This is a genomic window from Leptolyngbya sp. 7M (assembly GCF_018128485.1).
Genome location: NZ_CP070897.1, coordinates 3,284,612 through 3,298,505 on the forward strand (window position 1 = coordinate 3,284,612; position 13,894 = coordinate 3,298,505).

The window sequence follows — 13,894 nt, forward strand, 5'->3', positions numbered from 1 at the left end:
CAATCACGCCCTGAGCAATTCTTCAGGAAAATAGCTAGTAGCTAACAGAAAATTTTCAATCCCTAAACTCAGCTAGCTCTACTTTAGATTGCTGTATAGATACCTGAATGCGAACAAAATTGCTGCGCTAATTCACTGCGCCTTACCAGTTCATTTATTCAAAGTGAATCAATAGAGCAATTTAGCTAAAGCCAGTAATTGAGGTAGGCAAAATGCAACTTCAGTGCCAGCTAGCCATTCAAGAATTTTTCGTAGCTTTACCACAGCCCGACCATTCTGAAACCTTAAGCAGTGAATCAATAGCGGCGTCAGCGATCTCACATATGACTTGAATATGCGTAATGGCATAGCCCTTTTGACAAACCTAGAAGAAGCTTCGGACAAACACTCTGCCAATCCTAGATTGGCATCACTGAGGCTCAACCGAATTTTCTATCTCAGGCAGGGTCTCTCTCTGGGCCACGGTCTGGCTACCTCATTACCAGTTGCCGGATCGTACACCTTGAAGAAGCCATTGCTGTAACCTACGGCCAGTAACCCGTTCAGTAATACTGAGGGTGCAGATGCATTTCTGGGTTCCCTATCCGTTTTCCGCCAGATTTCTTGCAGACAGGAACCACTGCGACGATAGGCAACTAGATTCTGCTCGTTATCATCCACAATAATTAAAGGCTGATTGGCATGGGGAGGACGATCCAGGATAGCAACTGGGGGGTGGGGCCAGCCTACATTTTTCGGCAAAGGGACGGGCGGCAGTCCAGAGACATCAAACTCAATGCAGGATAGACGCACACAATCCCAAATCTTGCCCAGGACGTCAGCAAAAAATCCCCTGATATCGGGTCCAACACCAATTACTGCATTCGAGCGCTCAGAGGCGCTGAGATAGTAGCGCCCAACTCCAGTGCCTGACTGGTCAACCACAGCGACATAGCGGTTGGCTTGATTTGAGTAGGTATAAAGAACTGGAACAAAAACGTAGAGGGTTTGACCGTCGCTCCATGTCTTGGGAGCTGCACTGGTGAAACCGCCTTGACCGTTGATTTCCGGGAAAGTATGAGTCCAGCGGAGATTACCACTCGCATCGTAGCTGTGTAAGTAACTTTGCAGCACTCGGCGTTCAATCCCACCTCTGCCACCTCGATGATCTCGAACGATGGCCGCAAAGGTTCCAATTACATAAAGGTTCCCATCCTGGCCTACGGAGGGAGAGGCCATGATCCGTTCCCCTCGTCGGGGCAGGGTGCGCCTCCAGCGGAGAGTGCCATTGGAATTGAATGCTGATAATTCGCCATTCATATTGCCGATATACACAGTTCCATCCGTACCCACCACGGGAGAGGCGTGGAGTACAGGCCCAACTTCGATTGACCAAGCTGGTTGACGCGCTGGAGAGGTTCGGAGGGCAACAAAGCCTGAGTTGGCCCCATCGGCATGAAATTGCGGCCACGCATAAGCAGCAGGTGTCGCACTGCCTATCACCATTTCTATGAACATCCCCTGGCCAGACACTATGTGGAAACCCATGATGCCAGTGCTCACAAAATATCCGATTTCCTCAGTAGAGCGGAATTGCACCAGTTAGAGGGTTTGTATCATGGCTTCTTACGCCTAGTTGATGCAGAAGAGCAGATGATTGTAGTATTGCCAATCGCATCGACAGAGATTCCATTTCAAAATACTACAGATACCGTTACAGATATTGTGATTGCCCTGCATCGCCCCAAACAGAATTTTTCTGAACGCGATCGTCTGGTTCTGAATCTACTGCGCCCCCATTTGCTCCAAGCTTACAAAAACGCTAGCGTCTTCAGCCAAATGCAGCAAGAACTAACCCAACTGCATCGCATGAAGGAGCAATTGGGGATGATTACCCTATCGATCAACGGTAATGTCCAGACCATGACGCAAAAAGCCTGGGCGATGCTGACCCACTATTTCCAAGACTCATGGACCCAGGGATTTCACTTGCCTGAACTGTTACAGCATTGGGTCAAGTATCAAATCTCGTCCACTCGCAACGATGTAACGCAACTCCATCCACCCCTACAAATTGCACAAGAAACGAAGTGCTTAATCGTGCGCCTGATCTGCGATCGCCCTCAAGAACAATATGTTCTGATGCTAGAAGAACAGCCATCTAACTGGTTTTCACCAAAAGTATTGGAAATGCTTGGGTTAACGAAACGGGAGGCTGAAGTCCTATTTTGGGGTGCTAACGACAAAAGCACTAAAGAAATTGCTTCTATTCTCGGATGCCGTGAGAAAACGGTTGAAAAACACTTTGAACACATCTATGAGAAGTTCGGCGTTCAAACTAGAATGGCAGCAACCATGAAAGCTCTAAGTAATTTAGGAATCATTCATTCGATAAATTCCCAAATCTAACCTAGCATTAAGCTTCGGCTGTCCTCACCCCTATGCATAGATTGCAATAAATAGGCCACAAGCAAAAACTACACTAATTTCTCTGGGCTGCGTCTAGTGGGCGACAGAGATCTGAATAGATATTCACACCAATCTATGCGAGAATTTTATCCTATCTACCTACAGCATTACCACATATGCTCTTTTACGTCCTGTTGACATGCATTTTGCTATTTAGGATGCCGTAGGTTTCGTGCCCGGTTGGGTTGGCAGTGAATTGCCATACCCACGAAGAAGGGGCACTGGCCGACCTGCTGCTGGTCAACATACTGGTCAATTGACTGTATCGATACTCTGAGCAAAGCACAGCAATTATGAACATTTTTTGGGATCTTTTACCGATGATCTTGGGGACGGCTTTGGCCCCCGCCTGGATCATCATCGTTCTGCTGATTTTACGGAGCGACAATGGCTTAGTGAAGGCAACCGCATTTGTCGCTGGGACAACCATCGTGCGACTGTTACAGGGCCTGATTTTTGGCCATATCTTCCGCAGCTCAGAGGTGGGTGAAGCAGGCAGCGGCCCCTCTGTAATTGTTTCGGTACTGCTAGCGGTGCTGGGGATTTTACTGCTGATCTCAGCGGTCAAAAAACTGCTGAAGGAGGATGACCTTGATGCCCCTCCTCCCAAGTGGATGAGCCGCTTCGATCGAGCCACCGCCCTTTCTCTATTAGGATTGGGCGCCCTGAGCACGTTGATCGCACCTAAGCTATGGGTGTTCACCCTCTCGGCCATTGGAGTTATTAGTAGTGCTGACTTCAACCCTAGCGAAGAGTTTCAAACGTTCCTCCTCTACACCCTGATTGCACAAGCGCTGATCATTCTGCCGCTGGTGATCTATGCGGTTACCCCTCGTCAGTCCGCCAGTCTGCTCCAGTCTGCTTCGGATTGGCTGATGCGATATAACAGTCAGATTACCATCATCGTTTCCTTCATCTTTGGCAGCTTTTTTCTCTGGAAAGGAATTTCGGGACTTTTCTTGTAATGCAAGCGGATGATCCATTGACCAGCTCAACAATCTGCGATTATCGAAGCCGAATTCCAGGAACTTAGGCAGAAACAAGCTTGGAAATGGAAAAATCTACTGAGGGCGAAGAACTTATTGAACGGTGGCATTCGTGAAACACCATGCGTTTGATCGGCACTTTGGGCTGAAGCACTTGCAGCAGATGCCAGCTAATGCTCTCGCCCTCGCGGTCTTCGTCCGTCGCCAGCACCAGTTCATCCGCGTTCTTAAGGGCATCCTTCAGCGCCTTGACGACTTTCTTTTTATCTTGCGGAATCACATAGAGCGGCTCAAAGTCTTCCTCTATGTTGACGCCAATTTTGGCCCATTCTTCCGCTTTGACACTGGCTGGAATTTCACTGGCAGATTGAGGCAAATCCCTGACATGGCCCATCGAAGCCTCGACCTGGTACCCAGCAGGCAGGTAGTTACGGATGGTGCGAGCTTTCGTGGGAGATTCAACAATAACAAGGCTAGGCATGGGTCAATCGCGTTCTAGGACTCGAATGGCTAACAAGGCGAACTCCAACTTAACGAGAGATTTGCTCGATCTGCAAGTGGACCGTGATCGGTCGAACGGTGGGTCGGAGGTTTGCCCCTGGATCGGGTGGAGGAAAGAAACAGTTTTGATCAGTTTTGATCAGTCTCCTTCTTTTTTATCTCCTACTTATAGTTAATATCAGCAGAACCAAAGATTGATCCTGGAATTGTAGTCAGAATTCAACTCAGATTCAGGGAATGGAAACGGTATGATCCTCTATAAAGGATTTTTAACGATCTGGGAGGTTGGAAGGAGCTTGGCAATTTGTAAACAATTCGTAACCAATTGGTGAGCCAACCGTCACTTCCTCTACTCTAAGCGTGAATCTCCGATCTGCTTGCACTCAACCTGCCTAACGCTTATGGATTTTGCCAATCTTGCTGCTCAGTTGAATGCCGGAACCATCCTGCCAGAAGGGGTTGTGATTGTAACCCTGCTGGTGGTTCTGGTTGGTGATCTGATTGTAGGGCGTGCTTCGGCTCGCTGGACACCCTATGTCACCATTGCTGGACTTTTAGCCGCCGTGGTGGCCCTCTACTTTCAGTGGGATAGCAACCCCATTTCCTTTTTGGGCGCGTTTAATGGCGACGCTCTTAGTATTGTTTTTCGCGGCATCATCGCTCTATCGGCGGCAGTGACCACCCTCATCACCGTGCGCTATGTCGAACAGTCGGGAACGTCACTAGCAGAGTTTTTGGTGATTCTGATGACCGCGACGCTAGGCGGGATGTTCCTATCAGGCTCAGACGAGCTAGTGATGATCTTCGTCTCCCTGGAAACCCTCAGTATCTCCTCCTACCTACTGACGGGCTATATGAAGCGCGATCCCCGTTCCAACGAGGCTGCCCTGAAGTACTTGTTGATTGGAGCGGCAAGCTCAGCAATTTTCCTCTACGGTGTTTCCTTGCTGTACGGCTTGTCGGGCGGAGAAACCCACCTCAGCCGCATTACTGCTGACATTATCAGCAACTCAGGTGATCAATCCATCGGAGCGGTGATTGCGCTGGTGTTCGTAATCGCCGGAATTGCCTTCAAGATTGCCGCTGTCCCCTTCCACCAGTGGACGCCGGATGTGTACGAAGGCTCGCCAACCCCGGTTGTGGCCTTTTTATCCGTCGGCTCTAAGGCCGCTGGTTTCGCTCTGGCGATTCGTCTCTTGGTAACGGCGTTCCCCACCGTGTCGGAGCAGTGGCACTTTGTGCTGACGGCACTGGCCCTGCTGAGTATGGTGCTGGGCAATGTGGTGGCGCTGGCTCAGACCAGCATGAAGCGGATGTTGGCCTATTCCTCGATTGCGCAAGCAGGCTTTGTGATGATCGGGTTGGTGATTGGCACCGAGGCAGGCTATGCCAGCATGGTGTTCTATTTGATGGTGTATTTGTTCATGAACCTGGGCGGTTTTGCCTGCGTGATCCTGTTTACCCTCCGAACTGGGACCGACGAGATCAGTGAATACAGCGGCTTGTACCAGAAAGACCCGCTGCTGACGCTCTGTCTCAGCCTGTGTCTACTTTCCTTGGGCGGCATTCCACCCCTAGCAGGCTTCTTTGGCAAAATCTATCTATTCTGGGCTGGTTGGCAAGCGGGCGCTTACACGCTAGTGCTGGTGGGACTGCTGACAAGCGTTGTATCGATTTACTACTACATCCGCGTCGTCAAGATGATGGTGGTGAAGGAACCAGAAGAAATGTCAAACGCGGTGAAAAACTACCCGGAAGTACGCTGGACGTTACCGGGCATGCGTCCCTTGCAGGTGGGGCTGATTATTTGTCTGGTGGCTACTACCTTTGCTGGCATCCTCTCGAATCCGCTGTTTGCCCTCGCGAATGGCTCAGTGGCGCAAACCGAGTTCCTGAAGTCGGCGATCGTGCCCGTACCCACTGCCCGGCCTGTGGCGCTGCAAAGTGCAGCAGTCCAAACAGCTCCAGAGCTAACCCCTTAGCTGTGGCAATAATTCATAAACTTCAATAAACGTGAGGCAGGTTTAGAGACCTGCCTTTTTTGGCAATTTGAGCAGCAATTTTGCCGCCTAGACGACCCCGCTAGATGACCCCACGCGCCTAGCTTGTGATCGTTCCAGTCAGGGGTGAACTGGCGCTCGCGTAGTCTTTGATCGGGATTCTGCCGGCTAGGTAAGCCATGCGTCCGGCCAGGGTGGCCAGTCCCATCGCTTGGGCCATCATGGCCGGGTCTTGAGCTTGAGCGATTGCGGTATTGATCAATAAGGCATCAGCTCCCATTTCCATCGCCAGCGCCGCTTCGCTGGGTGTGCCAATGCCGGCATCAACTACAACTGGAATCTGGGCGTTTTCAATAATAATTTGGATATTTGCCGTGTTGCGGATGCCCTGCCCAGAGCCAATTGGCGAACCTAACGGCATCACCGTGGCGCATCCGGCCTCTTCTAGGCGTTTGGCCAGCAGCGGATCGGCGTTGATATAGGGCAAGACCGCAAAACCTTCCTTCACCAACTGCTCTGCTGCTTCTAGCGTGCCAATCGGGTCGGGCAGCAGGTATTTGGCGTCTGGAATCACTTCTAGCTTGACGAAATTATTGTCTTCCTGCCCCAGCAGCTTTGCCATTTCCCGTCCCAAGCGCGCCACCCGCACGGCTTCTTCAGCAGTTTTGCAGCCGGCAGTGTTGGGCAACATCCAGAATGCTCTGACTACTGACCCCGATCCGTTCACCTTGACTGCTTCTGCACTCCAGTCCAACTGCCTTTTGCCATCAATGTAGTCCAAGTAAGTAGTCCAAGTAATCCGATCAAAGATTTGTGCAGCGGCTCAAAACTACACATAATCCTGCGCAAACATCACCCCTCAAAACATCCTGCTAAAATTCTGCCAACGTTTTCCACGAAGTACTTTTGCAAAACTCTTTTCCAAAGCCTTTTTTAAAGTCTTAATTCTCAAAAAGTGTCAAAAAGCTGCACAGCAGGTCGAAAAAAGACGATTGCTCCCACTCATCCCTGATAGCTTGAGAAACGGCTGTGGCTCATCACTAACAGCTCAAAACTAACCGTACAAGACAAATTGCACACACCGATCTGGTGCAATATCCAGCGTAATACCTTAGTAATTCAAGGTAATTCAAGACTCGTATGACTGAAAATCTATAGCTGAGGTCTTTAATCCAATACATCTACATCATTGTGATGTAGATTGGCAACCAGCACCCATATCAAATTTATCCGGGCCTAGTTCTAAATGCAATCTTTCCTCCTAACAGTACCGCAATATAGGCAGAACTTCCTAACCTCAGGTTGGTGTATTAGCTATCAATCACTAATCGAAACTATCGGAACTGATGCTCTATAGCTTGACCCACCTCAACTTATGCACTGCGGCAATAGTTTGCCCGTGCTGACAAAATCACGAAATCTTCAGAAAAAAGGGCAAACTTTTCCGGATCCTCATGAAATCTTGTGGAAGAGAGCATGTAGGTCAAACACAATCACCGAAAATAGCACTGCCGAAGCCTGGTAAAGACAAACTGGGCCGTGCAAAATTAGGCGAGTAAGTTAATGGCCGTAATCTCGATGCCAACTCAGTATCCACAACTCCTTCACCACCAATAGCCCAGGGCACTCAAGGCAACTAGCTACAGGACAAATGAGTCTACGGTAACCGGAGCACAGAACACACAAGCCAAAAGAAAAAACTCGAAACGCGAATCAGACCAAACCATAAAACCGCTACACCCGAGCCGAGATTGTTTCCACTCAAACGAGTTCTACCCAAAACGAGCATTCAATGTCAACCTATTTGGCTTCTGTAATCCTGGGTACAAAATAGGGAATCATACGGAAACTTTAAACATAAGTTACGGCAATTTTTTCGACCGGCCGTTGCGATAGAAATTTTTCATCTCAAATTGTTCACAAGTGATACAAAGTGCGAAGCCGCTCGACCAACTGGGAACAAAACCCAGATTTCTACGTCACAGGCCACCTGCTTTCACCCTGAAGCTAACAATTTTTCTCTCGCCGTCAAATAACTGAGCTTGTAAGTGAAAATACGGATAAACGAAGGTGTCAAAAATTCATGATTGCCGCAATACGAATTTGCTGATCTTCCTATTTAAGTCAGGGACGCAATGTAAAATGTATATGAAGTTCAGTGCATTCGCTTGAACTTGCAAGGGTCTTAGGTATATCTGGTAGTTGTGGATTCACGTATGACGTCTGCTCACCCAGAGGGGCAATGCTTACTTAGCGCAGTGGCATCTGTATCCTGATGAGAGCTTCTGCTGTTCTGATTCGATTTCATGTAGTTTGTTCCATTGTTTGATGATTCTAGAGCTGGAGGTGCGGTGGTGGGTTTATGAGTTGAGTTGGTTCGCATTTTCAGGTAGATGTGTCTGATGCGATGTTGCCCGGTACGGCTTTAGTCCGATACGATTCGCCTTTGCTTTGTAGATCGATTTCGGTTACGTTAGTCGCGGTAGGTTATCTGGGCGCTGCTAAGGTTTTAATCAGGTTTTTAACGTACTTCCGCTTCCTACACCCAAGTTTGATTGCTTATTTTTCTCACTCCGAGTTTTGAGATCCAGGGTTTTCAGGCATCCATTTAAGACTTGATCAATGGGTTGAGGTTCCGGCACTTTCAGCTAAGGCTGAAAGTATGCTTTAACTTATGTCAAGGTTTTCTAACAATATAGATTTTCATGGGTAAGGGAGTCTGTGGTTCAGTTGTTGGTGAGATGTAGCATTGGTGCTACTGATTTAACAGGGTTTTGCGATAAAGCTATTATCCGCACATTGCTGCACATTGCTGATTTCGCTTGCGGACGTCTTTTCCACACAGGAGCATCTGTTGTTTACTGGATGACTTGTCTAGGCATACACATACGTTACCTAGATTATTGAAGTCGATGTAGCTCAGGATGTTGTAAGGTTTGCAGCTTTTGCTGATTTGAGTTTGAGCGAGGATTAGTTGAGATCTTCGTGACCGATTGGCAGATTTGCCTGAGCATCGTTCAGCATATGTTCGTCAGGTTTTAGCTGCTATGTGTTCTATGTTCACTTTTTTGGCGATGGTAAAAATGAGCTATGTCCGCTCACAAGGTTGCTGCTGCTTTAGTGCAGCTACAAGAGGAGCTTGAAGCTGTTGAGAGGATCGTGATGCAGACTATTCAGGGAAGAGAAAAATTGATGTCAGATAAATCTGAAAAATCGTTACAGACCAGTCAGCTCAATGAGCGATTACGCGACAATCCGGTTGCCATTATTGGTATGGCAGCAATCTTCCCAGAAGCTCAGAACCTTCATGAATACTGGGAGAATATTCTTCATGAGGTGGACTGCATCAAGGATGTTCCTCCATCCTACTGGGATGTTGATGCCTACTATGATCCCGACCCGAAAGCAAGAGACAAAACCTACTGCAAGCGGGGCGGCTTCATTCCAGAGATTGACTTTAATCCGGTTGAATTTGGATTGCCGCCCAATCTAGTTGAGATGACTGACGTATCCCAATTGCTCTCTCTTGTAATTGCTAAGCGAGCAATGGAAAATGCGGGCTACGGGCAGTCGCGAGAGTTTGATCGCAGCAAGATTGGCGTCATTCTTGGTTCATCGGTCGGCAAGCAGTTGACAACACCACTGGGTGCTAGGATGCATGCCCCTCTGTGGGAACGGGTCTTAAAGAACTGTGGCCTACCTGAGGCAGACATTCAGCGAATTGTCGAGAAGTTCAAGGCTGCTTACCTAGAGTGGAGTGAAGATGTTTTTCCTGGCATGCTGTGGCGGCGGCCGTCACCTTATCAACCTGCTGCAGATAGCTGGTCATCTGCTCGTTTTTTTCGTAGATTTGATTTTCTAGGCTGGTGGAATGTTCGGTGATCGTCTCCACTAAGATTTCCAGATCGGCATTTTCAGCCTGCAACTCTTCCAGCTGCATCTGTAGCTGTTCAATTTGTTGCAGTAGCTCTTCTCTGGACGGTGACATAGGCTGATTGATTCGCGTAAAAATTAATAGTAACTATGGCGCTTCCAACTCAAGCTGAAGTGTTGGCATCAGCCGCTGCAGATTCTGCAGTGACTTTTCCTGCCACGGTACCTCCTCTGATCCTCTGACAATTACTTGCACCGTATTCTTCTTCCGCATGCCAATCACAAACTTAGACAGCATATTGATTCCAGAGCTATTGAGAAAATTTAATGCTTTTAGATCTAGAGTGATTGAGGTATCAGCCTGTTCGCTGGCCTGATTAAGCAAATCGGCAATTGGCTGATAGTCGGCCATGCCGCTCAACCGCAGGGACCCTTGAAAATAGATGGTCGCCACTGTGTGATCGTAAACAACGTTGTAATTTTCTCCTTGCACCTCTTGAGTCACCATCGATATTGCAGCTCCTATAACCAAGTTCAAAGCAATTAAAAACGGGAATGAACGCAATTTCTTACTAAACCGCAAGCTGAACCATTGTCGTAACCATCAAAATGGCAGGATCTTCTGGAGCAGGCTCAAACTTCCAGCCGAGCTTAGCAGCATGATCGGTGATCATGGTTAATATCCCTACCATTGACACTGTGTCTGCTTCACTCTCGGCGCTTCTCTCCAGCTGTTGCAAATAGAGTTCGGCGGGATCGGATTCACTCAGAGTTTGAATAAACTGCTTGAATTTGTTCATCGCTGTTTCTGAAAGACTGTTGGTAGTATATAGAATTACAGTCACTTCTGGTTCATTGAGTAAATGCATGCCGAACTGAATTGGATAGTCGGTATAGTTGAACTTCATCGCATTCTCTAACAGTTCGTTTGCCACATAGCTAACGGCACTTTTGATTTCTGCCTGCTTGCGACGGGCGCTAGAGCTATCGCTGACAGCCGGGAAAAACGTGGTTAAATAATCGGCTGCGAAATCGGCTGATAGGCCGTTGTTACGCCAGCGTTGCTGAATCGATACCGAGCTAGGCGAAAAGTTGATTTGCAAAAACTCCTGCTTTTTGGTAGCGGAGACTAGTTTGAAGTCGCCATAGATTTCAACTTCGTTCATAATAACCATCTTCCTTCCTATTTTTGCTTCAGCACCAGCAATGTAATATCATCAAAAATCTTTTGCTCATCAATATGGTGATGCACATCGGCAATTACCCGCTGTTTGATCTCCTCAGCAGTCATCTGCCAGTTCTGGGCCACGGTGCCACAAAGTCGTTCGATACCATACTGTTCGCCTGCCAAATTTTCTGCCTCCGTGATGCCATCGGTATACAACACAATCCCATCTCCCGATTCCAAACGAATCGAGGCATGACTAATAAACGGAGCAATCGCATCATCTAACCCGATCGGAAAACCCAGATTTTTAGTATTGATGCGCTCGATGGCACCATTGGCACGCACAATCAACGTTTCTTCATGCTGACCGCTAATACTGAGCTGATGGTCGGCATAGTTCAAAATCGCCAAGGTCAAACTGCGATCCGAGTTCATTCGCTGGATGTTTTGATAAATCGCTCGATTGAGCGTATCTAAAAACTTGACGGGATCGGCTTCTCGCATCTCTGATAAGGTTCTCACCGCGGTTTGGGTCATCACCATCAGAATGCCACTTTCCAATCCATGTCCGGTCACATCGCCAATCCCGATTGTAATCACCTCATCGCATTGCAACACATCATAATAATCGCCGCCTACTTCGTCCGCTGGCTCCATAAATCCGGCAATATCCAACGACGCAATCGCCGCCAGTTCTTCTGATCGGGGCAGAATCATTTGCTGAAGTTTGCGAGTCACATCAAGTTCAGCACTCATCCGCAAATTCTCAGCTTCTAATTTCCGATTCAACGCGGTGATTTCTTGATTTGCCAGGATCAAGGTTTCTTCCATCCGCTTACGCTCGGTAACATCCCGAATGGTGAGCACGGCTGCCCTTTCGCCGGTCTTGAACTCCAGACAAGCCCCAGAAATTTCTAGAATTAAGGGCTGATCAACCTGCTGAAACTCATACTCGGTGGTTCTGTAGGCGTTTTGTAAGACGGCAACGACCGGATGATTGACTGGTGTCACCATGTCTCCTTGACGGGTGAGGGGCAGCAACTCTAGAAGGCTATTGCCCAAAATGGCAATGTGCAGCTTGTCAACCAACTGATCAAAGCGAGTATTGCACCACTGAATCGTTGCATCTTCGCCTGTCCAGACAATCGCCTCATCAATCGAGCCTAGCGCCAGCTCCATTTTCCCCAACGTTGCCCGTAGCTCCCTGACGATGATCGCTAAATCACGTTCCATGACTCACTGCCCTCCCGCAAGCTTCACCGATCTAAAGGCCGTAACGTCGCGCCAAACCACCAGGTTCCTTCTAGCTGCTCGGCGATCAGCCAGTGCTCTGACCAAACTGCACGACCATCTTTGGTAATTACTTTGGCATTGATTGGGTGGTCAAGAATATTCGACTTTTCAGTCATTGAGAAGCGAGAAAAGCCTAAGTTGTGAGCATCATGAAAACTAGCAGGAATCACATCGAGTAAGGTTTTGCCAATCAATTCGGTATCCCAAAGATAGGTTTCTTGAAAACATTGATTGATATAGGTAATAAACCCCTGCTCATCGACTACAATGACAGGAACCTGCGTTTCTTGTTTAAGCTGCTCGATCGTCTTCATATCTGAGTGGACGGGTTGATGGTGAAGAATGCTGAGAGCAGTTTATCAGCAGTTCTTCCATATTTGGCAAAAGCACAGAAACTCTTCAAGGTTTAAATAAAATCGCTTGGAGATTAGGCATACCTGGGAAAGCAGCAACCTGCCCTAAACCAAGGCGATCCTCAGTCATGTTGATAATTATTTAGTTTCCAGTATTTTTTATTGCTTGCTGAATCTCCTTGAAACCGATCGAATTGAACTGGGTGTTAGTTTATATCGTAATGAGGTCCGCTTTTGGGTCAGCGATACGGGTGAAGGTATTGCCCTAGAAGATCAGGAGCGAATTTTTGCTCGCTTTGCGCGAGCCAGCAGCCGGTTTCGCCGTTCTGAAGGCTCGGGATTGGGCTTGGCGATTGTGCGGGCAATTGTGGAAGCCCACGGCGGGCGAGTGGAATTGAACAGCAGCGTGGGAATAGGGTCTACGTTCACGCTGGTCTTACCGTTAGAACCACCGAAGGAGCAATTGTCTACATGAGTCATATTCTGATTGTGGAAGATGAACCGCGCATTAGCGCTTTTGTTGAAAAAGGGCTGCAAGCCAATGGGTTCACTACAACGGTGATTCAGGACGGTGACGGTGCTATCGGTCTAGCGCTAGACGGCGATTTTGATTTGATCATCCTAGACTTGGGGCTACCTGATAAAGATGGGCTAATGGTGCTAGAAGAAATGCGAGGGCAGGGAATTCAGACACCAGTGATCATTCTGACGGCACGGGATGACATTCACGACAAAGTCAGTGGGTTTGAACTGGGAGCCGATGATTACATCACCAAGCCGTTCCGGTTTGAGGAACTGCTGGTCCGAATTCGGGCCAGGTTACGCTCGGCTCCGGTTGCCCAATCTCAAGCAGATATGCAGATCACATTTGGAGAGATTGTTCTTGATCTGCGAACACGGCGGGTGCGGGTGAACAATCGCCCAGTTGATCTATCGGCGCGTGAGTTTACCTTGGCAGAAATCTTTTTACGCCACCCAGGACAGGTGCTGAGCCGGCAGCAGCTGCTAGACCGTGTTTGGGGCTATGACTATGATCCTGGTTCTAACATTGTGGATGTTTACGTAGGCTATTTACGCAAGAAGCTAGGCAACGACTTGATCGAAACTGTGCGCGGTATGGGGTATCGTTTGCGGGCATGAATTTCTGCAATCTTGCAGTCTTGGAAATTGGCGAATCAGTTAGGGGAGTAGATACCGTTTACGTGAAACATCCTAGCTAGTAGACGAATGTTTCATGAGAATTTTCTCATGAAACATTCATTCTAAATTCAT

12 protein-coding genes and 1 pseudogene are annotated in these 13,894 nt (G+C 48.2%); 6 read left to right on the forward strand and 7 right to left on the reverse strand.

What is annotated here, in order from left to right; genetic code table 11:
• Positions 1-432 precede the first annotated feature (432 nt).
• The gene (locus tag JVX88_RS16285; RefSeq protein ID WP_211628328.1) at positions 433-1,527 is read right to left on the reverse strand and encodes a PQQ-binding-like beta-propeller repeat protein; all 1,095 of its coding nucleotides are present in this window, start codon (positions 1,525-1,527) and stop codon (positions 433-435) included.
• On the opposite strand from JVX88_RS16285, the gene JVX88_RS16290 reads away from it, so the two are divergent.
• Together JVX88_RS16290 and JVX88_RS16295 are read left to right on the forward strand one after the other, a co-directional pair.
• The gene (locus JVX88_RS16290; protein ID WP_211628329.1) at positions 1,516-2,388 is read left to right on the forward strand and encodes a helix-turn-helix transcriptional regulator; all 873 of its coding nucleotides are present in this window, start codon (positions 1,516-1,518) and stop codon (positions 2,386-2,388) included. The genes JVX88_RS16285 and JVX88_RS16290 overlap by 12 nt on opposite strands.
• 353 nt (positions 2,389-2,741) lie before the next feature.
• Positions 2,742-3,413: a GAP family protein gene (locus JVX88_RS16295; RefSeq protein ID WP_211628330.1), complete on the forward strand. Its 672-nt coding sequence runs from the start codon at positions 2,742-2,744 to the stop codon at positions 3,411-3,413.
• Between the two features lie 64 nt (positions 3,414-3,477).
• Here JVX88_RS16295 and JVX88_RS16300 read toward each other — a convergent pair whose 3' ends face one another.
• Complete coding sequence (locus JVX88_RS16300) at positions 3,478-3,915, reverse strand: toprim domain-containing protein (RefSeq protein ID WP_317134645.1); 438 nt, start codon at positions 3,913-3,915, stop codon at positions 3,478-3,480.
• A gap of 421 nt (positions 3,916-4,336) precedes the next feature.
• On the opposite strand from JVX88_RS16300, the gene JVX88_RS16305 reads away from it, so the two are divergent.
• Positions 4,337-5,917: an NAD(P)H-quinone oxidoreductase subunit N gene (locus JVX88_RS16305; RefSeq protein WP_036000437.1), complete on the forward strand. Its 1,581-nt coding sequence runs from the start codon at positions 4,337-4,339 to the stop codon at positions 5,915-5,917.
• Between the two features lie 118 nt (positions 5,918-6,035).
• Here JVX88_RS16305 and JVX88_RS16310 read toward each other — a convergent pair.
• Positions 6,036-6,632, reverse strand: a pseudogene (locus JVX88_RS16310) (thiazole synthase); the annotation flags it as partial.
• A 2,393-nt stretch (positions 6,633-9,025) separates the two neighbouring features.
• Here JVX88_RS16310 and JVX88_RS16315 point away from each other — a divergent pair.
• Entirely contained in the window at positions 9,026-9,817 is a 792-nt protein-coding gene (locus tag JVX88_RS16315; protein WP_211628331.1) for a beta-ketoacyl synthase N-terminal-like domain-containing protein, read from the forward strand.
• 139 nt (positions 9,818-9,956) lie between these two features.
• Here JVX88_RS16315 and JVX88_RS16320 read toward each other — a convergent pair whose 3' ends face one another.
• From JVX88_RS16320 to JVX88_RS16335, 4 genes are all read right to left on the reverse strand, one after another.
• A complete protein-coding gene (locus JVX88_RS16320; RefSeq protein WP_211628332.1) occupies positions 9,957-10,316 on the reverse strand; it encodes a slr1659 superfamily regulator in 360 nt (119 codons plus the stop codon).
• Between the two features lie 64 nt (positions 10,317-10,380).
• Positions 10,381-10,974, reverse strand: coding sequence for a slr1658 superfamily regulator (locus tag JVX88_RS16325; protein WP_211628333.1), 594 nt, complete (start codon positions 10,972-10,974; stop codon positions 10,381-10,383).
• A gap of 17 nt (positions 10,975-10,991) precedes the next feature.
• A complete protein-coding gene (locus JVX88_RS16330; protein WP_211628334.1) occupies positions 10,992-12,209 on the reverse strand; it encodes a PP2C family protein-serine/threonine phosphatase in 1,218 nt (405 codons plus the stop codon).
• Positions 12,210-12,232: 23 nt separating this feature from the next.
• Positions 12,233-12,583, reverse strand: coding sequence for a PAS domain S-box protein (locus JVX88_RS16335; RefSeq protein ID WP_211628335.1), 351 nt, complete (start codon positions 12,581-12,583; stop codon positions 12,233-12,235).
• A 205-nt stretch (positions 12,584-12,788) separates the two neighbouring features.
• On the opposite strand from JVX88_RS16335, the gene JVX88_RS16340 reads away from it, so the two are divergent.
• Both JVX88_RS16340 and JVX88_RS16345 read left to right on the forward strand, forming a co-directional pair.
• Positions 12,789-13,097, forward strand: a complete 309-nt coding sequence (locus JVX88_RS16340; protein WP_317134647.1) for an ATP-binding protein — start codon at positions 12,789-12,791, stop codon at positions 13,095-13,097.
• The gene (locus tag JVX88_RS16345) at positions 13,094-13,762 is read left to right on the forward strand and encodes a response regulator transcription factor (RefSeq protein WP_036000604.1); all 669 of its coding nucleotides are present in this window, start codon (positions 13,094-13,096) and stop codon (positions 13,760-13,762) included. Before JVX88_RS16340 ends, JVX88_RS16345 begins: the two co-directional genes overlap by 4 nt.
• Positions 13,763-13,894: the final 132 nt, after the last annotated feature.